Origin of the sequence: Mycobacterium sp. pR1184 (genome assembly GCF_041287235.1) — a bacterium.
In the GTDB taxonomy this organism is placed as follows: domain Bacteria; phylum Actinomycetota; class Actinomycetes; order Mycobacteriales; family Mycobacteriaceae; genus Mycobacterium.
The window spans coordinates 404152-425503 of the sequence record NZ_JBGGKR010000003.1 but is presented as its reverse complement, the minus strand read 5'-3'; the positions used below and the strand labels follow the sequence as shown (position 1 = coordinate 425503).

22 protein-coding genes are annotated in these 21352 nt (G+C 64.1%); 12 read left to right on the top strand and 10 right to left on the bottom strand.

Going from position 1 to position 21352, the window contains the following annotated elements; all coding sequences use genetic code 11:
* Positions 1 to 246: 246 nt before the first annotated feature.
* Positions 247 to 699, bottom strand: a complete 453-nt coding sequence (locus tag ACAG21_RS07765) for a VOC family protein (RefSeq protein WP_370495368.1) — start codon at positions 697 to 699, stop codon at positions 247 to 249.
* A gap of 65 nt (positions 700 to 764) precedes the next feature.
* Here ACAG21_RS07765 and ACAG21_RS07760 point away from each other — a divergent pair, with 65 nt between their 5' ends.
* On the top strand, positions 765 to 2018 hold the full coding sequence (locus ACAG21_RS07760) for a cytochrome P450 (protein ID WP_370495367.1): 1254 nt from the start codon (positions 765 to 767) through the stop codon (positions 2016 to 2018).
* Between the two features lie 7 nt (positions 2019 to 2025).
* On the opposite strand, the gene ACAG21_RS07755 is transcribed toward ACAG21_RS07760, so the two are convergent.
* Positions 2026 to 3099 carry a serine/threonine-protein kinase gene (locus tag ACAG21_RS07755; RefSeq protein ID WP_370495366.1) on the bottom strand — a complete coding sequence of 358 codons (1074 nt, stop codon included), beginning with the start codon at positions 3097 to 3099 and terminating at the stop codon, positions 2026 to 2028.
* A 287-nt stretch (positions 3100 to 3386) separates the two neighbouring features.
* On the opposite strand from ACAG21_RS07755, the gene ACAG21_RS07750 reads away from it, so the two are divergent.
* Entirely contained in the window at positions 3387 to 4232 is an 846-nt protein-coding gene (locus ACAG21_RS07750; protein ID WP_370495364.1) for a phytanoyl-CoA dioxygenase family protein, read from the top strand.
* Positions 4233 to 4236: 4 nt separating this feature from the next.
* Here the strand turns inward: ACAG21_RS07750 and ACAG21_RS07745 are convergent, their stop codons facing one another.
* Together ACAG21_RS07745 and ACAG21_RS07740 are read right to left on the bottom strand one after the other, a co-directional pair.
* Entirely contained in the window at positions 4237 to 4875 is a 639-nt protein-coding gene (locus ACAG21_RS07745; RefSeq protein WP_370495497.1) for an NAD(P)-dependent oxidoreductase, read from the bottom strand.
* A gap of 5 nt (positions 4876 to 4880) precedes the next feature.
* Positions 4881 to 5591: a hypothetical protein gene (locus ACAG21_RS07740; RefSeq protein ID WP_370495363.1), complete on the bottom strand. Its 711-nt coding sequence runs from the start codon at positions 5589 to 5591 to the stop codon at positions 4881 to 4883.
* Positions 5592 to 5717: 126 nt separating this feature from the next.
* On the opposite strand from ACAG21_RS07740, the gene ACAG21_RS07735 reads away from it, so the two are divergent.
* The 6 genes from ACAG21_RS07735 (at position 5718) to ACAG21_RS07710 (ending at position 10199) form a co-directional block, all read left to right on the top strand.
* A complete protein-coding gene (locus ACAG21_RS07735; protein ID WP_370495362.1) occupies positions 5718 to 6164 on the top strand; it encodes a MarR family winged helix-turn-helix transcriptional regulator in 447 nt (148 codons plus the stop codon).
* 203 nt (positions 6165 to 6367) lie between these two features.
* Positions 6368 to 7183, top strand: a complete 816-nt coding sequence (locus tag ACAG21_RS07730) for an SDR family NAD(P)-dependent oxidoreductase (protein WP_370495361.1) — start codon at positions 6368 to 6370, stop codon at positions 7181 to 7183.
* 46 nt (positions 7184 to 7229) lie between these two features.
* On the top strand, positions 7230 to 8084 hold the full coding sequence (locus ACAG21_RS07725; RefSeq protein ID WP_370495359.1) for an LLM class F420-dependent oxidoreductase: 855 nt from the start codon (positions 7230 to 7232) through the stop codon (positions 8082 to 8084).
* 75 nt (positions 8085 to 8159) lie between these two features.
* Positions 8160 to 8624: a MarR family winged helix-turn-helix transcriptional regulator gene (locus tag ACAG21_RS07720; protein ID WP_370495357.1), complete on the top strand. Its 465-nt coding sequence runs from the start codon at positions 8160 to 8162 to the stop codon at positions 8622 to 8624.
* Between the two features lie 191 nt (positions 8625 to 8815).
* Complete coding sequence (locus tag ACAG21_RS07715) at positions 8816 to 9691, top strand: LLM class F420-dependent oxidoreductase (RefSeq protein WP_370495355.1); 876 nt, start codon at positions 8816 to 8818, stop codon at positions 9689 to 9691.
* Between the two features lie 43 nt (positions 9692 to 9734).
* Positions 9735 to 10199, top strand: coding sequence for a hypothetical protein (locus tag ACAG21_RS07710; RefSeq protein ID WP_370495354.1), 465 nt, complete (start codon positions 9735 to 9737; stop codon positions 10197 to 10199).
* A 15-nt stretch (positions 10200 to 10214) separates the two neighbouring features.
* On the opposite strand, the gene ACAG21_RS07705 is transcribed toward ACAG21_RS07710, so the two are convergent.
* From ACAG21_RS07705 to ACAG21_RS07695, 3 genes are read right to left on the bottom strand one after another with little or no spacing between them, the layout of a single operon-like run.
* Complete coding sequence (locus ACAG21_RS07705; protein WP_370495353.1) at positions 10215 to 10751, bottom strand: VOC family protein; 537 nt, start codon at positions 10749 to 10751, stop codon at positions 10215 to 10217.
* 24 nt (positions 10752 to 10775) lie between these two features.
* Complete coding sequence (locus ACAG21_RS07700) at positions 10776 to 11549, bottom strand: SDR family oxidoreductase (protein ID WP_370495352.1); 774 nt, start codon at positions 11547 to 11549, stop codon at positions 10776 to 10778.
* A gap of 45 nt (positions 11550 to 11594) precedes the next feature.
* Positions 11595 to 12491 carry an NAD(P)-dependent oxidoreductase gene (locus ACAG21_RS07695; RefSeq protein WP_370495351.1) on the bottom strand — a complete coding sequence of 299 codons (897 nt, stop codon included), beginning with the start codon at positions 12489 to 12491 and terminating at the stop codon, positions 11595 to 11597.
* 200 nt (positions 12492 to 12691) lie between these two features.
* Here ACAG21_RS07695 and ACAG21_RS07690 point away from each other — a divergent pair, with 200 nt between their 5' ends.
* Positions 12692 to 13378 carry a helix-turn-helix domain-containing protein gene (locus ACAG21_RS07690; RefSeq protein ID WP_370495350.1) on the top strand — a complete coding sequence of 229 codons (687 nt, stop codon included), beginning with the start codon at positions 12692 to 12694 and terminating at the stop codon, positions 13376 to 13378.
* 72 nt (positions 13379 to 13450) lie between these two features.
* Here ACAG21_RS07690 and ACAG21_RS07685 read toward each other — a convergent pair whose 3' ends face one another.
* Both ACAG21_RS07685 and ACAG21_RS07680 read right to left on the bottom strand, forming a co-directional pair.
* A complete protein-coding gene (locus ACAG21_RS07685) occupies positions 13451 to 14335 on the bottom strand; it encodes an alpha/beta fold hydrolase (RefSeq protein ID WP_370495348.1) in 885 nt (294 codons plus the stop codon).
* A 44-nt stretch (positions 14336 to 14379) separates the two neighbouring features.
* Positions 14380 to 15120, bottom strand: coding sequence for an SDR family NAD(P)-dependent oxidoreductase (locus ACAG21_RS07680; RefSeq protein WP_370495347.1), 741 nt, complete (start codon positions 15118 to 15120; stop codon positions 14380 to 14382).
* Between the two features lie 105 nt (positions 15121 to 15225).
* Between ACAG21_RS07680 and ACAG21_RS07675 the strand changes: the two genes are divergently transcribed.
* Positions 15226 to 15801 carry a TetR/AcrR family transcriptional regulator gene (locus ACAG21_RS07675; RefSeq protein WP_370495346.1) on the top strand — a complete coding sequence of 192 codons (576 nt, stop codon included), beginning with the start codon at positions 15226 to 15228 and terminating at the stop codon, positions 15799 to 15801.
* 78 nt (positions 15802 to 15879) lie between these two features.
* Here the strand turns inward: ACAG21_RS07675 and ACAG21_RS07670 are convergent, their stop codons facing one another.
* Positions 15880 to 17331: a serine/threonine-protein kinase gene (locus tag ACAG21_RS07670; protein ID WP_370495344.1), complete on the bottom strand. Its 1452-nt coding sequence runs from the start codon at positions 17329 to 17331 to the stop codon at positions 15880 to 15882.
* Between the two features lie 137 nt (positions 17332 to 17468).
* Between ACAG21_RS07670 and ACAG21_RS07665 the strand changes: the two genes are divergently transcribed.
* Positions 17469 to 18854: an FAD-binding oxidoreductase gene (locus tag ACAG21_RS07665; RefSeq protein ID WP_370495343.1), complete on the top strand. Its 1386-nt coding sequence runs from the start codon at positions 17469 to 17471 to the stop codon at positions 18852 to 18854.
* 232 nt (positions 18855 to 19086) lie between these two features.
* The gene (locus ACAG21_RS07660) at positions 19087 to 21351 is read left to right on the top strand and encodes a putative bifunctional diguanylate cyclase/phosphodiesterase (protein WP_370495342.1); all 2265 of its coding nucleotides are present in this window, start codon (positions 19087 to 19089) and stop codon (positions 21349 to 21351) included.
* The last annotated feature ends 1 nt before the right edge of the window (position 21352 follow it).

Here is a 21352-nt window from a genome sequence, read left to right as displayed (position 1 = left end):
GGCGAGGGCCCGTCGGCAGGCGCTACCACATCGGGATCGCTGACGTTTTCTCGGAACTTGAATCGGCGGATTCCGCGCCGCAGCATTCCTTGATTCATCCATCGACACTTTTGGTGCAGCATTCCGACTTTCGTCGTCGCATCGGATTCCCCGACTTGAACATGAAGCTGATCCAGGAACGACTATTCGAGGCCTATCGAGCACTACCTAGTCAGCCCGCGGATCCTGCTACCACACGAATCGCCCCTACGGCTTTGGCGGCAGCGCCGCCAGCCATCCATCCGTAACCAGCTCGATGATCTGACCGTCGGGGTCGCGAATGATTCCCATCATCTCGGACACCGCCTCGTCGACCACCGACCCCCCAAACTCCGGAACCCTCGCCAACACAGCAGCAAGATCAGAGACTGACAACGAAATGTGCGTCAGCCCAACCTCATCCATGACGCGCTGCGGCCCGGCATGCACCTGCCGCTTGGAGTAGTCGATCAACTCCAGCACGAAGCCGTCGCGCACTAGATACGTCGCCTTCACCCCGAGCGGCTCGGGAAGCTGCACCACCTGCGCGGTGAGATTGTCCGGCGGTTCGAGTTCCCACCAGAACTGAAACCCGAGGACTTCCTCGTAGAACCGGCGCGACCGCTGGGTATCCGCGACGCACAAGCCCACGTGATTGAAGGTCGTTCGGTAGCTGCTCATTGCTCCCACTTCAGTCGCCCGGCCCAAAAGCGTAATAATGCAAAGATAGCCAGGAAGGCAACGCATTGACTCACCGCCCCGGCGTCGCAGCAGACGCGATAGTCGACTTCGACCATCACTCCGACGAGTTCAACGAAAACGTGGACGCCGTTAACGCCGCGCTCAGGCATAAGTGCCCGGTCGCGTGGAACACGAACTACGACGGCTTCTGGTATCTCAGCAGCTACGACGCGGTGAGCACGACGGCAAGAGACGGCGGCACCTTCGCCCACAAGTACGAGCCCGACGCCGAAGACGGCGTTAACTACCAGGGCGAGATGGGCGTCCCGCGCCCCGAAGGTCAGCCGGCGCTAGGCATCGGCGAAATCGGCGGCGAATACCACCTGGCCCTGCGGCACGCGCTCGCCCCGTTCTTCTCCCCCGGTGCCGTCGAAAAGATGAGGCCGTTCATGGAGAGCAAGGCCCACGAGTTCCTCGACCGGCATATCGAAATCGGCGAGATGGATCTCGTCCTCGACTACGCCAGCCCGGTGCCGGCCATCCTCACGATGAAGCTGATGGGCCTGCCTCTCGACAATTGGAACATCTACGCCAGCATGTTCCACAACGTCATGGCCGTCCCCCAAGACAGCCCCGAATACGCCGAGGCCATCGCCAAAGTCCCGGCCATGATGGAAGAAGTCCTGCAGCACGCCGCGCAACGACGGGCCGACAAACGAGAAGACTTGACCAGCTTCCTGATTCAATTCGAGTTCGGCGGGCAGCACCTCACCAACGAGCAGCTGCTCAACATCCTCTGGAACCTGATCGCCGGCGGCGTCGACACCACCACGTCCCAAACCGCACTGACACTGAGATACCTCGGCACGCACCCGGCCAAAAGACAGCAGCTCATCGACCGCCCCGAGCTCTACCGCACCGCCACCGACGAATTCCTGCGCTACTTCAGCGTCAACCGCTCACTGAGCCGCACGGTCACCAAAGACGTCGAGCTCAACGGCCAACAGCTGAAGAAAAACGACCGGCTCATCATCAGCTGGCTCTCCGCCAACCACGACGAACAAGAATTCGAAAACCCCGACGACGTTATCCTGGACAGAAGCCCCAACCGCCACTTAGCGTTTGGGCTCGGACCACATCGTTGCATCGGCTCGCACCTGGCGCGGCTGATGTCCGAGGTAATGGTCAAGGCGGTACTCGATCGCATCCCCGACTACCGGGTCAACGACGACGAAGCCCACCAATATCTGGGCAACCCGAGCATGACGGGCCTGAGCAAGCTGCCGGTCACCTTCACGCCCGGAACCAAACGCAGCTGAGCGGCACTCAGTCCCCTGGTCCGCCTTTGTGTTTCTTCGGCCGCTTGGGCGGGGGCGGCGGCGGTTGCTCGAGGCTGCTGCTGGGTGTGGTGGTCGTGGTGAAGCTTGTCGTCGGTGGCGGCGGCATCGGCGTTGTCGTGGTGTTGACCGGCGTCGGCGGCCCCGAGGAGAACGGCGGATCGATCATCAGCAGGATCAACGCGAGCACGAACATGGCGACGGTCGCCGCGATCCACAGTTTGCGCCGCGAAGGGCCAGGACCCGCGGGCAGGTAGCCCGTCAGCGCGGGCAGCGGCGCCGGCATGACCCGAGTCGGCACCCGGACAGGCGGCGGCGAGTGGGCGCCGGCCAGCGCGGCTCGCATCGCATGCGCATGCTCAAACCGCCATGCCGGGTCGCGCGCCATCGCACGTTCGATCGTGGCGGTAAGGTTCGGTGGCGCATCCGGGCGCAGCGCGGCAATCGGCGGTGGCGCCTCGTGCAGAATCGCGTGGGCCAACGGACCGAGGTCCTCCTGCGGAAACGGCCGTCGCGCGGTCAGCGCCTCATACCCCACCACGCCGAGCGCATACAGATCGTCGGCCACCGTGGCCGGCTTGGCGGCCAGCCGGTCGGGGCTCAAATAGGCCATGCTGCCGATGATTTCGCCGGCCATCGTGTAGGCGGCACCGGATGTCTTGGCGATGCCGAAATCGGCGAGCTTGGGTTCGCCGGCGGCGGTGAACAAGATGTTGCCCGGCTTGACGTCGCGATGCAGGATGCCGATGTTGTGCGCCTCGGCAAGTGCGTCGAGAACCCCGTCGAGGACGGCGTGCACAAACGGCACCGGCAGCGGCCCGCGCGCGATGTGGTCGGCCAGCGACACCCCCGGCAGCCGCTCCATGACGATGAACGGCAACCCGTTGTGCTCGCCGACATCGTGCACCACGACGACGTGCCGGCCGGTCAGCTGCGCGGCCGCCCGCGCCTCCATCTCGAACCGGGGTCGGCTGTCCGGCCGCGCACTTGCTCCGGGATAGAGCAGCTTGACCGCGACGGGCCGGCTCAATTTCATATCCCACCCGTCGCGCACCTCGGCCATCGCGCCGCGACCCAAGCAGACCGCGCAGTTCGTAGCGAGCGCCGACGACAACCGCGCCCGTCGCAGTGACCACCTCGTTGGTGTCGTGGGCGCGGTGACGCGCAGTACCGTCGAGCTTCAGGTCGATTCCGCCTGTCGGAGAGCTGACATTCTGTTTTGGTTGCCGCAATGCAGCCTCCTACCAGGTTCGGGTTAACCAGAGATCCCGAAACCGAAACCTGCGGTAGCCACGCAAAACGCATGCCACCCTCCTTGACCAGCGGTCAGCCGAGGTCCACTGTCGATACATGAACGAGCCCGTCACGACGCTGGCCGACCTCAAGAACGACTTGGCGGGCCGGCACAAATGGACTCCGAGCAGCGGCACACAAGTCGACCCGGCGATCGTCGACGCCGACATGGCGGCCCTGGATCGCGACGGCTATGTCATCTGGGAGAACCTGCTCAGCGCCGACGAGTGCCAGCAGATCCGCGACACCGTCACCCCCTGGCTCGGCCACACCGGACGCAACGCCTTCGAAGGCCGGAAAACCCAGCGCATCTACAGCGTGCTGAGCAGGACTCGCCAGTGCGACCGAATTGTCGAACATCCGCGCGTGCTGGCGGTACTCGACCGGCTGTTGATGCCCAACTACCTGCTTTCGGCGTTGCAGGCCATCAACATTCAGCCCGGAGAGACCGCGCAGCTGCCCCACCACGACGACGGGTTCTACCCGATCCCCCGACCGCGAGACCCGTTGGCCGCCGCGACGATCTGGGCGATCGACGACTTCACCGCCGACAACGGCGCCACCGTCGTCTTCCCCGGCAGCCACCGCTGGCCCAACCGCCCACCCGGCCCCGACGACACGTCGATTCCTGTCGTCATGCCGGCCGGCTCCTGCGTCTTCTTCGTCGGAACGCTCTGGCACGGGGGCGGCGCCAACACCACCGACCAGTCACGGCTTGCCATCACCGCCCAGTACTGCCAACCATGGCTGCGGACGATGGAGGCCTTCGCACTGTCGGTGCCACAGGACGTCGCGCGACGACTCTCGGCCGACATCCAACGCATGATCGGCTACAGCATCCACCCACCGTTCGTCGGCGCGGTCGACGGCCTGCACCCCATCAGGCTGTTAGAGCAGCCGTAACCCCTCAGTACGCCAGGGTCGGAGTACGGCGGATCCACTCAGGCGTCTCCAATTGGTCGAGGCTGAAAGCCGCGAGGTCGGCGCGCGATAGCGTCCACCCTCCCGGCGGATTGCGTCCGTCTTCGATGCGGTAGTCGCCGCGCGCGCGAGCGTCGGTCAAACGCGCCGCGCGGACCAGGGTCCACTGCAAGTCGCTTTCTCGCACGATGGCCTCCATATTCTGCATGTCTGCGTACACCTCGCGCAGGAACAACGGACGAATCACTGCGCGGTAGACAAGAGGAAGCGCCGGGTCGTGAAAATTGACCCCGCGCGAGGAGATGCAGATAAATCGCGAGATCTGTTGCCGCTGTAGGGAATTGACGATGTTACGAGTGCCCGCCGAAAACAACCCGTCGGGATGGCGCCCCGTACTGGCAATGGCCGAGATGACGGCCTCTGACTCGTGGACGGCCGCGTCGACCGACCCCGGGTCGCGCACATCAGCGATGACGGTGCGCAATCGGCCGGTACCCGACCACTTCGCCGCGATGTCGCCGAGGGTCGCTGGGTTCCGGGCGACAGCGATGACGTGGTGTCCACGCGTCAGTGCCTGATCGACGATGTGGGTCCCGGTTCGGCCGGTGGCGCCGAATACCGCCACGGTGCTCAACGTCGAACCTTATTTCGCTCCAGGGTTCGATCGACCTGGTACACAGCGAGATCCGACGTCGAGTAGTGGTTGGCCACATCGATGTGTTCGCGGAACCGGTCGTCGTGAAACGCCGCGGTGAAGTGATCGGTCGACACCCACTGCACGAATTCAGTGAGGAGCTGACCGTCTTCGGCGATCAAGAAGCTGCCGGAGACGAAGCCCGGAAGGTGCTGGATGTGATCACGCGTCTCACTCTGGTTGTACTCGTTGATCCAGCGTTGCTTGCCCGGCACGGGGTCGATGGTGATGATGCCGGTGACCAGTTGACTGTCCGGGTGCGGCACCTCGATGACAGCGCGGCCCTGGCCATCGCCGCTCACCACGGCATCGACTCGGTACAGGCCGGTGCTGACGATGCTGAGATCCCCGTTGTCCCAACGCGCGGCGGCCGGGTGACCCGCGGTTGCCGGGTCGGCGAGCAGAGCCCTGGCGTCGGCTCGGTGGTCCCATTGCAGATATTGCACCACACGCTCGATGCCGGGCGTGGCCGACTGCCCTGCTGCGGTCACCCTGGTCAACCAGGCTCCACCGGCGAAATCGGCTGTGCCCGCGGTGAATTGCTCTGCAGCATCACACAAGGACGCCACCACCGAAGCATGGGCCCGGGACGCCACGTCGAACGTTGTCAGTACACCCAGGGTCGGCGTGGCGGTCTCGATGATCATCGGAGTTCGCGGTGGGCCGCGTCGGCGGAGACCCGCGAGTGCCCCGGAGGTTCAGGGAACATGAGACTCCTAGCTATGTCAGGTTCCTTACATAGACGACGGTAGCATAGATGTAAGGTTCCTAACATGACGGAGGCAGAGCAGGGTCCCGGATACCTGGTCAAACGAGTACAACAGTCCCTGCGACGCCATTGCGATTCGGCGCTGAAACCGACGGGGCTGTCGATGGCTCAGTACTCGGTACTGCGAGCACTCGCCGCCCATCCCGAGGCGTCGGCCGCGGAACTGGCTCGTCTCTGCTTCGTTACGCGACAATCCCTGCAGGACGTGCTGAATACCCTGCGGGCCGACGGACACGTCGAGCCGTCCAGCGCACCGGCGCGCGGTCGGGCACGCTCACTGCAACTGACCGCACGGGGCGCGCGACTCCTCGCCGGCGGGGACTCGGCGGTGCGCCACGTTGAATCGATGATGTTGCAGGGAATGTCGGCCGCAACGCGCAACCGACTTGCCGAACTCTTGATGCGATGCGCCGAAAACCTCGAAACCGCAGATATCTCCGCCGTCGAATGACGCGTCCGAGTGGCCCGGCCCCGGCAATGGCGCTCAACGAGGGCCATTGGCATAAGCCGTCGTCCCCTGCTCCGCATCTCGACGAGGGTCGAGTCACGCAGACATCCGGTTGCGCGCCCGTCGCGCCGACGTTACGGTCGAAGTTAGTCAACCCGACTTGATCAATCTATGCTGACTGTTTGACGTTGAAAGAGGCTACTTTCATGGCACATCCCAGCGCGGTCCTGCAGGGCAAGAGTGCATTGATTACCGGGTCAACCCGCGGTATCGGGGAGAAGATTGCACAGCGCTTTGCCGAAGCCGGCGCGCAAGTGGTGCTCACAGGCCGTACCGAATCGGCCGGTGTGACAACCCAAGAACGGATTCGCGCGTCCGGCGGTGAGGCGACCTTCGTCGCTATGGATATCGGGATCGAACAGGACGTTGCCCGCGCGGTCGACGGCGCGGTCCGCGCCTACGGACGACTCGACATCCTGGTCAACAACGCCGCTCCGACCGATGTGGTCGCGGGTGGTGACAACGACGTCGCAACGTTGAGTACCGACAAGCTGAGCGCAATCATCACCCCGGGACTTTTCGGACAATTCTGGGCCTGCAAATACGCTTTACCCCATCTGAGCCAGACGGGCGCGGGCGCGATCGTCAACATTTCCGCGTCGAGTTCCCTGATCGGCGTGCCTAAGTCGGCCGGATATTCCGCGGTAAAAGGAGCGATGAACGCACTGAGCCGTCAGATCGCGGTCGATTTCGCCTCGGCGGGGGTGCGGTCCAACACCATCATCACCGGGCCGATTCTCACCGATAACGCCCAGACGCTGCTGGACGCGAATCCCGACGCCGCAGAGGCTTTCGCATCAATGCTGCTGACGCGGCCCGGACGGCCCATTGACATCGCTGAGGCGGCTTTGTTTTTGGCCTCGGATGCCGCCGGTTTCATCACGGGCATCGAGTTGCCGGTCAACGGCGGTCTGTTGGCTACCCGCAACATTCCGGCGGTCAGTCAGTTGCAGCGGTCATAGCCGCCAACGGCAAAACGCTCTTCTAGATCCAAAGGTGGTGGCGGGCATGCAATTCGCGTTCAAGACTCCTCCGCAGAACACGACGTGGCCCGATATGCTGCGATTGTGGCAGGCGGCCGACGAAATCGAGGTTTTCGAGTCGGGTTGGGTTTTCGACCATTTCTCCCCGCTGTTCCCCGACCCCAACGGGCCCTGTCTCGAAGGGTGGACCACTCTGACGGCGTTGGCACAGGCCACCACGCGGTTGCGGTTGGGGGTGCTCGTCACCGGCATGCATTACCGCCACCCGGCGGTCCTTGCCAATATGGCCGCCGCACTGGACATCATCTCCGGCGGCCGGCTAGAGCTCGGCATCGGCGCCGGTTGGAATCAGCGGGAATCCGACGCCTACGGAATCGAACTGGGGTCGGTCACCGAACGACTGGATCGATTTGAGGAAGCCTGTCAGGTGCTCATCGCACTGCTGACGCAAGAGTCCACCGACTTCAACGGCAGCTTCTATCGGCTCAAAGCGGCCCGCAACGAACCGAAGGGCCCGCAGCGACCGCACCCGCCGATCTGCATCGGCGGCGGCGGCGAAAAGCGGACCCTGAGGATCACCGCCAAGTATGCGCAGCATTGGAACTTCTCCAACGGCACACCGGATGTCTTCGCCCACAAACGCGATGTGTTGTTCACCCACTGCGCCGACATCGGCCGCGATCCCCAAGACATCAGGATCTCAGCACAACTCGCATGGAACGCAGAAACCGATCTCGCGGAGGTGATCGACGAATGCACAGCCCTGGGCGAGCGCGGCCTGGACTTAGCGATCGTCTATCTACCGACCCCGTATGAACCGGCCGAACTCGAAACGCTGGCTCATGCGATCCGCGACTCGGGGCTACTGACTTCCCGGTAGCAGCAAGCCAACTAACTCAAGGGGTTTTGATCAAGATAGCTTGGCAAAGACGCTGCTGCGGATATCCTGCAACATGTGAATGCGGACGATACCTACCGATCAGCTGCGCGCGCCGCGCACGATTTACGGGTCGTGTTCAGCAGGCTGCGCCGCCAGCTTCTAGCGAGCGCAGACAATTCGGGACTGACTCCGCCACAGCAGGCCATACTCAGTCGGCTTGGCAAAGAGGGGCCAATGTCCGCCGCCGACCTCGCACACGCCGAAAAGGTCCGACCGCAAGCCATCACACCCATCCTGGGTGCGCTTGGAGCCAAGCGGCTCATCAAACGACGGCGAGATCCCACCGACGGAAGACGAATACTGTTGTCGCTCAGCGCCGCCGGCGAAAAAGTGATCTCCGGGCGAAACCGGATCGCAGACGAATGGTTGACCACCGCGCTTTCTCGCCACTGCACCCAAGCAGAACGACAAACCATCATCGACGCGATGGCCGTATTGGACCGGGTGACCAGCGCCGCCGCAACCGATCCGCAGAACTAAGCAGCGATTCGAACCCGTTCCAGTAGGTATTGACAGCCTAGGTTGATCAAGTTAACTTGATTACTGGGTCGCTGCCGTTTTTGGTTGGGCGGCCCGGAATGGCTGTTGTGGCGACCACGTCTCGCCGACTCCGCGCGGGCGGCTGGCAGCCCTGAGGCAGCGATCATCAGACGGATAGGGATCTCGAAGATATGGATCTAGGCATACATTTCATCGATTTTCTGCCGGGCGCTCCGGAGAAGTTGGGGCCAACCCTGGCGGAGTCGGCCCACGTCGCCGAACAGGCCGGGGCCACTATGTTCACGCTGGCCGACCACATGTTCCAGATGGAAGGGATCGGCCAGGCAACTGATCCCTTCCTGGAGGGCTATACATCGCTGGGATTCGTTGCCGCGCAGACCGAAAAGATCGCCTTGGGCATGTTGGTGTCCGGGGTCACGTACCGCTACCCCGGCGTCCTTGCCAAGACGCTCACCACATTGGACGTCCTGTCGCAGGGCCGTGCTGTGCTCGGCATCGGCGCCGCCTGGTATGAGCGCGAGCATGTGGCGCTGGGCATTCCCTATCCGCCACTGGCGCGACGTTTCGAGATGCTCGAGGAGTCAATCCAGATCTGCCGGCAGATGTGGAGCGACAACGACGGGCCCTACCACGGTCGGCACTATCAGCTCGCCGAAACGATTTGCCAACCACCGCCCATTAGGCGACCCCCGATCCTCATCGGCGGCTCGGGGGAAAAGAAGACGCTACGGCTGGTCGCCCAATACGCCGATATCTGGAACAGCAGTGTGGCTACCGCAGAAGAATTCACGCGCAAAATCGATGTTTTGCGGCAGCACTGCGACGTGATCGGACGGGACCCCGCCGAGATCCGCAAGACCCTGATGATAGGACCGCATTTGGACCCGCTCAACGATCCGACAGGATTCTGGCGCGCGGTGGAAGGGTTCGCTCAAGCCGGCGTCGAGCTCATCAACATCGGTCCGCTGCCCGGCAATCCGGATCCAGTCGGCTATGTTGCCCGTCTGGGCGACCAGGTTGTCCCCCGGCTGGAGAGGTTGGGGTGATGATGTGAGTCAACACGTTGACGCCAGCGGCCGGCAGCCCGTCGTGAACGCTCGCGTCGTCGTCGTCGGGGTTGCCGGCAGTGGCCGTTCAGGAATCCTGACCGACAAAACGGTGCAGGCCGAAACCGTATCGTTCAGCGATGCGGCGACCAGGACCGCCCTCGAGTGGAAATCAGCCGACCAACCGCTGGATGAGGCGGCCGTGCTCTCTTGCCGGCTTTGGCCACTCACCGAGGGCGCTGCGTCCGACAATGCACCTTCAGCCGCTGGCCAAGGTGAAATCAGTTGGAGCATCACCTCGATCGGGCCTCACACGTACATTCCCTTGCATGCGACTTCCAGCGTGGACCACTGCCTGGTACTCAGCGGCACCGTCGCGATCGAGTCCGAGACCGGTGAGGCGTGGCTTCGAACCGGCCACGCGGTGACCATCGTGGCCGCCTTCCATGCGTGGCGTGCGGGACAGAACGGCTGCACGATTGCCACCGTGAGCCGGCAGGTCGGATAGTGCTGGTCACGGGAGTCACAGGAGTGTGGGTGGCGACAATTGGCCCGGCTGAGGCCAATTGCTGAAAGCCTCGGCATAGCTGTGGCTCATCACCTCAATCACGGTGCCCCACGGATCCGTGGTGTAGGCCAGCATCCAGGGCCGGCCGGGCACGAAGTGGTACGGCGCCGCCAGCAATGTGCCGCCTTGATCGACGATGCGGTCGACCATGCCCGCAACGTCCGGGTGGGTGATGCATAAGTGCCACAGACCACGGTCGAGCCAGGGCGCCGAATCCAGCGGCGACCGCGGCCCGCGCGTAGGCGGGTCGACGAACTGGAACAGTTCGATACCAACCGAATTGGTGCTCAGCAGATGGGCCTGCCGAGCTCGGCGAAACCTACTGCCGAACAAGCCGGCGGCCTCTGGGTGTTCGTCGGAATCAAGCTCCCGCGGGCCCATAATGCAGCGGAAGCCGAAGACCTTGCCATACCAGTCGATCGCCGCATCGATATTGGGGACGGTCACCCCCACGTGATTGATGGCCAGGCCGGCCGTGGTTTCCAGTGACATCCGTGATTCCTTTCGAGTCCATCCTCACCAGGGCAGATCGCCGGCGTCCCAACGTTTTTGAACATCGGGGTACAGTGAAGTGAGGTCGTGAGGCAGCGACGCCTTGACGTGGCGGGTCATGTCGTCAGCCAGCACCTCCTCTTCACCGTGCTGAATTGCAGCCAGCGTCTGGGAAGCGACGTCGCCGGGTGAAAGCTTCGCTGCTGCCACGGTGTCGGCCATATCGGTGTCGATCCACCCCGCGTGCACGCCGACGACGAGGGTTCCCTGCGCGCGCAGTTCGACGCGAATCGCGTTGGTCAGGGCCCACTCGGCCGATTTCGACGCCCCGTAAGAACCGTTGAACGCAGATGCGAACCAGCTGGCGATCGACAGCACGTTGACCAGCGCGCCGCCGCCTTGGCGGGCAAGCACGGGTGCGAATGCACGGCACATCGCCAGTGTTCCAAAGTAATTGGTCTCCATCTCGCTGCGTGCCGCGCTCAGGTCGGGTGACGCGAGCAACGGGCTTCGCAGCATCGCCCCGGCGTTGTTGATCAGCACCGTGACGTCCGGGCACCTCGATGCCGCGTCTCGGACGTCATCCGGTTTAGTGATGTCGAGACTGAACGGGACGACGCGAGCGTCGTCACAGTCGACCGCGCCAGGATTTCGGGCCGCCGCGTACACGCGGGCTGCTCCCCGGTCGAGCAGCTCTTGCACGAATGCCTTACCGAGACCGCGGTTCGCCCCGGTCACCAAAACGCGCTTGCCCGCAATAGTAACGCCGCCAGGCGAATTGACTGTTGCCTCGTTCATAACCAGCTCCCCCTTCGGGTTCGAGTCGTTGGGCTGACCGCTTTCCTAGGGCCGCCCATCAGCAAGCCCGGCGCCGTGGGTGGCCATGGCGTACAGCGCGACGTAGTCAGACTGGCCGTATCCGTGGCCGATGGCGGTCTGGAGCAGTTGGTGAGTGCTCGCGGCAATCGGCATCGGAACCTCAAGCTCCCGTGCCGCAGCCAGCCCAAGATCGAAGTCTTTGCGCATACCCGCTGTGGTGAAGGTGGGTTCGTAGTCGCGGTCGCGAATTGCTTTGCCCTTGGCCGACAACAACTTCGAGCCCAGCACCGACCCGTCGATGAAATCCAGAAAAACCGAGGGTGCCACGCCCCCCTTCTCCGCCAGAGTCGTCGCCTCGGCCAGCGCTTCGGTAAAGATACCCACCAACAAGTTATGGGCCAGCTTGACCAGTAGCGCCTCCTCGCGCGTGCCCGCGTAGGTCACGCCGGCTGCGATCGCCTCCAGATAGGGCCGCACCGCATCGAAAACCTCCGTCGGGCCCGACGCGACAATGGACCCGGATCCAGCGGCAATCGCGTCGGGGTTGCCGCTGACCGGTGCTGACAGAAACCCGACGTTGCGGCGCTCGGCCTCGGCCCTGACCTCAGCGGCGGCCTCGGCGGACACCGTTGAACAATTCACGATGATGCGCGGCGCGTGCTGCTGGCTCAACAATCCATCGGAGCCGACCGTGACGGCCAGCAGATCTGGCGAAGACATCACGGTGACGAACACGATGTCGCACCGGCCCAACGCGCCGAGAGTTTCCGCGCGGGAGGCGCCCAGGTTCACCAACGGCGCCGTTTTCGATGCGGTCCGATTCCAGACGGTCACCGCGACGCCGTTCGAGATCATGCGGGCCGCCAGAGCACTCCCCAATCGGCCGGTACCCAGCCAACCAATCCGAATGTCAGGATCCATGTTTGTCTCAGCTCCTCGTCCGTTGCCTGTCCGCTTTACAGTACATGAGTGTGCAGGATAACGCACAGCACAACCGAATGGCAGCGCGGAGTAAGCGCGACTTCTGTTCCTCTATCAGGGTTTAAGTGCGCACTGTGGCTGCTGTTGTGTACCCTAACCGGAAAAACAGCTGTACAACATAACGGACGGTCTGAGCAACTGTGACAGAAAACGGATCAACGGCTCCCACGGTCGGGGGGACGGCGACGGGCCTCGGCCCGCGACTTCGACAGCTCCGGAACGCGCGCGGCATCTCGGTGCGGGAACTAGCGCGCCGGGCCGGCTGCTCGGCGAGTCTGGTCTCGCAGGTGGAACGCGGAGTTACCACACCGTCCGCCAGCGTCGTCTACGCCTTGGCCAATGAGCTCGGCGTCTCGCTGGACGCCCTGTTCGGCACCGGCGACCTCCCGAAAACCGCGCCCGCGTCCTCAGCGCCAGGTGATGCGCTCGCGCCCCCACCCACTGCGTCGCACCACTGGGGTCGCGCGAGCGGCGCCAACGGGACGGGGATCGTGCAACGCGCGGGCGATCGCAGCGTCATCGAACTCTCGACGGGGGTCCGCTGGGAGCGACTCACTCCGACGCATGACGACCGGGTCGACTTCCTCGAGGTGGTCTACGCCCCTGGTGGCCAGTCCTGCGACGGTGGCCAGGCCGTACGGCACGACGGCCGCGAGTATCTGTACGTGCTGCAAGGAGAGCTGGAAGCCGTCATCGGCTTCGACACACTGCGGCTCGGTGAGGGCGATTCCTTGGCCTTCGACCCCGCGACGCCACACCAATATCGCAACCGCACAACGAGAATCGCGCGCGCTTTATCCGTCGTCGTGCACAATCCCGCGGGATGAGACGCCGCCGTTAGCCGGCATCGGGTAGGCCTGAATGGACGCCACCATCGTTCCTTCCGCGTCTGCCCAGTATTACCCGCCACGCGTCTGCTGTTCGAAGGAGACAATTGCCGCGCAGATCTGATGGGGACGGTCCTCCTGAATGAAGTGCTTGGCACCGCCCAGAATGACCGTGCGGTGGCGCGCGAACGCGGCTTCGAATCGCTGACGCTCGCTGGCCCGGAATCCGGTGTCAGCATCGCCCCATACGATCAGCGCCGGCTTGTCAGCCAGTGCGGGCAATCCGGCTTCGACCTCGGCGAGAAAGGCTCGGCTGGCGAGGATTTCGTGTGGGAACAATGCGGTGGGCACTCGGGATCGCGGTGTCGGGAACGGGCCCCGGTAGGCGGCCTTCTCGGCGGCGGTCAAGCTGCGGCTGACGCCAGAGGGCATGAGCAGCCTGACGAAGAGATTGAAGCGCTTGATCAGCCACCGGCTGACCAAGTTCCCCGCGATACGCGAGAACATGGCGATGTGGGTGACATCCTGGGCGGGCCATGCCCAGGTGTTGCCGATGATCAACGAGTGGATCAGGTCGGGGCGGCGGCCGGCGAATCCGAGCCCAATCGGGCCACCCCAGTCCTGCACCATCAACCGTATGTCATTGAGCCCCAATGCTTCGACGAAGGCTTCGACGATCGCGGAGTGCTCGACGGGTTTGTAACCGTAGCCTTCACGGGCAGTGCTGAGCCCGAATCCGGGATAGTCGAGGGCGATGCATCGGAAAGAGCCGGACAACTCCGCGATCATATGCCGATACAGGAAAGACCACGTGGGATTCCCGTGTAGGAGCAGCAGCACCGGGCCGGCGCCTTCGTCGACGTAGTGCACGGTATTGCCATCGATCTCCAGATAGTGGTTCTCATACGGGAACACTGTCGTGTCGAGCCAGGGCGGCACTTCCGGTGCAGCAGTCATGAAACTACTTCTCTCGTTTGATGTTTAGCGCTCAGCGTTCAGGTTTACTCTTGGGTGACAAAACGATTCATGATCGAGAAGGTGCCGTTGGGCATCAGCCGTGACATCGGATAGAGAAACTTCACCTGCCCGATTCGCAGCTCGTCGCGGCCTGTTGTCAGCCCACGGACAACCGCGTTGCCCACCGCCGCCGGGGTGATTTTCGGGCCGCCGTAGCCACGGGTCAGGTCGGTGTCAACGGTCGGCGGCAGCACTTCCAGCACCTGGAGCCGCCCCTTCCTGGTCTGCTGGCGCAGCGCCTGCGTGAACGCGTGCATGCCTGCCTTGGCCGCGGCATACCCGGGATTGGCCGCCAACGGCGCATAGATCAGGCCCGTGGTCACATTGACAATCGCACCCTCGGATCGATCGAGCAGCAGTGGCAGCAAGGCGATCGACAGGTGCATCGGCGCCAGCAGGTCAACGGCCACCTCGTCCTCCATCAACGTCTGAGCAGTCGAGCCCCGGAGGTCGATCTGGGTCATCGTGCCGGCATTGTTGATCAAAATGTCCAGTGGGCGGCCCCTGCTCAGCTGATCGACAAGCCTTGCCCGCTCGGCCGGATCGCGAAGATCGGCCGTCACGGTTCGGATTTGGGGGTCGATGTCCTGGACTGCCTGAAGCCGGGCTCCGTTACGGCCGACGATCAGTACGTCGGCCCCCGCGGTTCGCAACGCTTTCGTAATCGCCAAGCCGATGCCTGCGCCCCCGCCCGTCACCACGGCGAGCTTTCCGTCAACCTTCACCCGATGAACTCCTCGTTCGACGCCCATGATCGCCGCGATTCGACCTAACAATACGATACGGTAGCGTAGCGTTACAACAGGGGTCAAGATCGCGATAATGAGTCCGTGGAAAAACCGACCGTTACCGGCCTCGACAAGCGAGTCGAGCGCTCCGTCGAGGCAGTGCTCACGGAGACGTACCGGCTGCTGACCGAGGGCGGCATCGGCGGAGTCAGCGTGGAGGAAATATCCCGTCGTTCCGGCGTTGCCAAAACGACGATCTACCGACACTGGCCATCGCGCAGCGCCCTGCTACTGGACGCCTGCTCCAAACTCGGCGCGTCTCGGCCGATTCCGGACAGCGGCAGCTTCGACGCCGACATGGCCACACTGGTCCACGACCTCGCCGCGGACCTGCGGGGCGCCCAATGGGCGTCGATTCTGCCGTCGATCGTCGATGCGGCCGAACGCGATCCGGAGCTGGCCCGCGTGCAGGCCGCCCTACACGAAGCAATGATGTCGCCGTTCGTGGCCGTGACCGATCGCGCGCAACGACGCGGCGAAATCTCCTCAGACCGGCCCCCCACGGAGGTGGTCGCCAGCCTGGTGGGCCCGCTCTTCTATCGACGCTGGTTCTCCAAAGAACCGGTGGACGACGAGTTCGTGACACGCCTGATAAATGCGGTGGGTGGGGGTCACTGAGAGCAGTGATGGCATGGCGCACCCGCATCGGCGCCCAAAGTACTTACGGCACCGGCCTTCTCGGCCCGCCCGAACCGGTTACGACGCCGTCGCGTATTCCAGCACCCGCTCCGACGAATCGACGTGACCGTTGCTGATGATCTTCAGCCGATCGGGCCGGACCTGGTAGACAACACCGTCGACCGGATTGGTGACATCGAATCCATCGCCGACGCGTTCGGCGTTGGACAGTTCGATGTTGGCTCGGTCGCTGATCCGTTCACCGCGGTAATAGTAAGTACCACTGAGGTTTTGGCACACCACCGCCAGCGACTTGTTGGTGCGCACCACGGCGGCGGGCGGATTCCCCGGGTCACACCGGGCGGTCTCGCCGACGAACCCCAACCCGTCGGCACCCTTCACCGGCCGTGACAGCGTCGCCGTCTTGGGGGTCGTCGACGGCGCGGCCGACGGCACAGGTGGCGCCGCCGTCACAGACGTGGGCGGCGAGCCGTTGTGATCGCCACCGAACACCGATATCACGGCCAGTATCAATCCGGCGATCAACACCACCACGGCCGCCGCGGCGAGAATCAGCGGCGCATGGATGCGGCGCGCGGGTGCAGGCCGTGACGTCGCGGAAGGCTCCGCCGATGGCGGTGCATAAGGGCTGAAACCGGTGTCGTCCGGATTCGGATAGATCGCCGGGAACGGTCGGGTGCGGGGCAGCACCGGACCGGCAGCAACCGGCTCATGAGAAGGCGACACCACTTCCCTGGCCGCCCGGGCGAACTCGCCCGCGGAGCCATACCGTTGCGCCGGCTGCTTTGCCATCGCGCCCGCGATGACGTCGTCGAGGCCATGGCCGATGCCGCGGCGCATGATGCTGGGCCGCGGCGCCGGCAAGAACAGGTGTGCGTCCCGCATCTCCTGCTCAGCACCCTCGTACGGCGGTTGACCGGCCAGGCACCCGTAGAGCACACAGGCCAGCGAGTAGATATCCGCCGCAGGTCCAATCCGGCCGCCGCTGAACCGTTCTGGCGCCAGGTAAGCCAATGAGCCCGAAAGCGACGTGCCGAAGTCGAGCAGGTACGCGAAGTCGTCGCGCGTAAGCAGCACATTCTCCGGCGTCACATCGCCGTGCACCAGCCCGGCGGCGTGCGCGGCATCCAGTGCACGCGCCACCTGCCCGGCGATCGACACCGCACGCGACGGTTCCAGCGCACCCTGCTCGCGCAGCAGGTCGCGCAGGCTGCGGCCCTCGATCAACTCCATATCGACGAAGAGCACTCCGTCGATTTCGCCGACGTCGTGCACCGGGATGAGGTGCGGCTCCTGCAATCGCGCCGCCGTTTGGGCTTCTCGCCAAAAGCGTTGCTGAAAGCCAGGACTGCGCGCAATCTTCGCACGCACCAGCTTGAGGGCGACCATCCGATCGTTAGCGGTGTCGTACGCCCCGAATACCTCGCCGGTGTCGTCCGCGCCGAGGAGCGATCGCAGCTCGTATGCCCCGAACCGCGTACCCAGACGCGAGCGATACGAGGAGAACAATGCGTATTCCTTCCGCCGACCCCGAAGACAGTCAGCCTCGCGGGTTCCCGCTATCGGCCTCGACATAACGTGCGGCGGCTCACCACGCCGACGGCTATAGAGTTGATCGGCACGCACAGTCAGAAGGTGAGGCCTTCATGAGCGACATCGCGACCCGGCTGACAGAAATCGTCGGCGGCCACAACCTCCTGGTAGGCGACGCCATCCCCGACGACTACTGGCACGACGAAGAGTTGAATCACCCGCCGCAGCGGCCGGCATACGTCGCCAAACCCGCCACCGCCGAAGAGGTGGCGCAGCTGCTGAAAGCGGCCACCGAGCACCAGGTTCCGGTGACCGCCCGCGGATCCGGCACTGGACTGTCGGGCGCGGCACTGCCCCGTGCAGAGGGGCTGGTCATCTCGTTTGAGCGGATGAATAAGGTCCTCGAGATCGACACCACCAACCAGGTCGCCGTCGTCCAACCGGGCGTGACGCTCACCGAGCTGGACGAGGCCACCACCGCTTCAGGCTTGCGCTACATGGTCCAGCCGGGCGAGCTGTCCTCCAGCGTCGGCGGGAACGTCGGCACCAACGCCGGTGGGATGCGCGCGGTCAAATACGGGATCGCTCGCCACAACGTGCTCGGGCTGCAGGCCGTGTTGCCGACCGGCGAGATCATCCGCACCGGCGGCAAGATCGCGAAGGTGTCCACCGGCTACGACCTGACCCAACTCATCGTCGGCTCCGAAGGCACTCTCGCTTTGGCCACCGAGGTGATCGTCAAGCTGCATCCGCGCCTGGAGCACAGCGCCACGGTGCTCGCGCCGTTCGCCGATTTCGATCAGGTCATGGAGGCGGTGCCGCAGGTCATCGCCAGCGGCTTAGGCCCCTACATCCTTGAATACATCGACAACCTGACGATGGCCGCTCTCGTCCACACCCAGAACCTCGAACTCGGTGTCCCCGACCGGATCCGTGACAGCTGTCAGGCGTATCTCGTTGTGGGACTTGAGAACCGAACCGCGGACCGATTGGAAGAGGATATCGAGCGAGCCGGTGAGCTGCTCGCCGAGCTCGGAGCCGCGGATGCCTATGTGCTGGAAGGTGGTTCGGCGCGCAAGCTGATCGAGGCGCGCGAGAACGCGTTCTGGACGCTGAAGGCGATCGGCGCCGACGACCTGATCGACACCGTCGTCCCGCGTGGGGCCATGCCGAAGTTCCTCGAGGCCGTGCGTGGTCTGGCGACGGCGGCCGGCGGCGGCGCGGCGGGCTGCGGCCACGCCGGTGACGGCAACGTGCACCTGGCGATCTTCTGCAAGGACCCCGACACCCGCAAGCAGCTGTTGACCGACATCTTCGCTCTCGCAATGGAATTGGGCGGCGCGATCTCCGGTGAACACGGGCTCGGCCGCGCCAAGGCTCCGTACTGGCGCGAACTCGAAGACCCCGTCAAGGTCGACCTGCTGCACCGGATCAAGCTGTCTTTCGACCCGGCCGGCATCCTCAACCCCGATGTCGTCTTTGCCGCAGAACCTCAGTGACACCGCATCACCGATTTCGAATTCATTCCCGAATCGCTATCACCGGGGTACTTCTGGTATAGCCAGACAGCCCACCCCGTAACGACCCGAAGACTTTTCGGCGAAATCGTTAAAAGCACCACTATAGGGAGCACGGACGCCCGCACCGTGCCTTATTCTGCTTCGGACAACCGCATACGACAGGGCAGGAGAAATGTTCTCACTGACGCGACGCCGAACCGCGCTAGCTCTGTTGGCGACTGTCGGTCTGCTCGTGTTCGGCTTGCTGTTGTTCACCAGAACCGGCCCGTCAGATCGCGCGGTCACCGGTCCGATCGGACTCTGGATTATCGGCATGTTCTCCAACGGCTGCGCCGTCGCCGCCGCGCGGATCGGTCGGGGTCGCCAACGTCTCGCGTGGACCGTGCTGAGCATCGGGCTAGCCGGCTGGACGGCCGGCCAAGCGGTGTGGTGGTACGTAACTCTGGGCGGCATTCCCCCCATGGCGGGCGTCTCGGCGGCCAACTTGGGTTTCGTCATCTTGCCCTTGTGCGCCTTGGCCACCGCCGCCACCATTCCCAGCCGCGACGACTCCCGGTTCGGGATCGGCCTCCTGCTCGACGGCATCCTTGTCGCGGCGTCGTTGTTGATCGTGTTGGCCATCCTGGTGCTGGGCCATTTCGGCCAACCCGAACAAATCGTCACGATGCCCTTGATGTTGTTGGCCGCCGCGACCGCGGTGTACGCCGGGCTTTTCGTGATGTCGATCATCACCGTGCGCAAATCCGAGCCGGGCCGCAAACTCTCCCCGACATTTATGACCGTGGGCTGGGCGGCCATTGCGATCGCCGGAATCATCCACGTCTGGGAAGATCATCCCGAACGAGTGCCCCATGACGTCGTCATTTTCGGCTGGGCCGTCGGAATGTATTTCATCGCCCTTTCTGGAATTGCGTCTCGCCCCGGCCCCGAGCTCGATCTCGGCTTTTCTGAGCCGCTGCCGAGAATCTCGCTGTGGCTGCCGTACGGGCCCGTGTTGTTGGCCATCGCCGTGGGGGCTGTGCACTTTTGGCCCACGACCCGGGCCGAGGCATTCATTTTCTCGGTCTGCGTGCTGCTATTCATAGCCACGGTCGCCCGCCACTTGCTATTGCTCGACCGCAAACAACATCTGGCCGCTGCCCTGTCAGAAGCGGCCCTGCGGGACCCCTTGACCGGGTTAGCCAATCAGCGGCTATTCGACGATCGGCTCGCGCACGCGGCCCGGTTGCACATTCACCACGACGTCCCGGCCAGCGTAATTGCGCTCAATATCAGTGATTTCAAGATGGTGAACGACACGCTCGGTTATGCCGTCGGCGATGAGCTACTGCGCAGTGTCGGTGAGCGGCTCCAAGTCAATGTGCGCCCCGCCGACACGGTCGCGCGGATGAACGGGGACGACTTCGCCATCCTGGTCCAAGACCGCCCCGAGGTCGCCGCACAAGTCGCAAGAAAACTGGTCTATGCCTTCGCCGAGCCTCTCGAACTCGAGAATCATCGGCTGCACATACACCTCAACATCGGCTTGGCCTCAGCCGGAACCGAACCCGGCTCGGCCCTGATGCCGGCCGAGCTTCTCGACCAGGCCAGCGCGGCCCGCAGCTGGGCTCAGCACGCCAGCTCGACCGATGTGCAGACTTTCACCCCCGCCATGTTTGCCGAGCGCGGTAAACACCCGACACACGACGACGGCATGGCCCGCCTGCAACTGCTGGGCGAACTGCGACGGGCCATCGACGATCGCCTGCTGACGCTGCTGTACCAGCCGAAGTTCGACATGGTGACCGGATCCGTCTGTGGCGCCGAAGCATTGGTCCGATGGGAGCACCCAGAACTCGGCACGCTCGAGCCCGGCGAATTCTTGCCGTTGGTCCGCGACCACGGACTCATGGACGCCGTGACCGACCTGGTGCTGTCGCGGGCGGTCGCCGACGCGTCGGAGTGGTACGCGGCCGGGGCGGCTATCCCCGTCGCGATCAACCTGTGGGCGCCCTCGCTGGACGAAGACGCCCTGCCCGACCGCATCATGTCGGTGCTCGAGGCGCGCTGCATGTCCCCCAGTTCGCTCACGGTCGAGATCACCGAGGACCTGTTGGTGGCCGACCTGGCGAAGGCGCGCGCGGTGCTCGATCGCTTGCGCGAGTCCGGCATCCGGGTGGCGATCGACGACTTCGGCAGCGGCTACGCCTCGCTGACCTACCTGCGCGAACTGCCGATCGACGACGTCAAACTCGACCGCCTGTTCATCGCGCCGATTCTGCACGACGAACGCGCCGCCACGATTGCCCGTTCGGTGATCGAGTTGACGACGAAGTTCGGCATCGCCTCGATCGCCGAAGGTGTCGGAGACGCGGAAACAGCCCTGCGTCTCAAGGAATACGGTTGCGACGCAGTGCAGGGCAACTTCTTCTGTCCCCCGGTGCCTGCCTCGGAGATTCCGCGCGTTCCGCAGAACGCCACGCTCGCGGCCCAGTAAT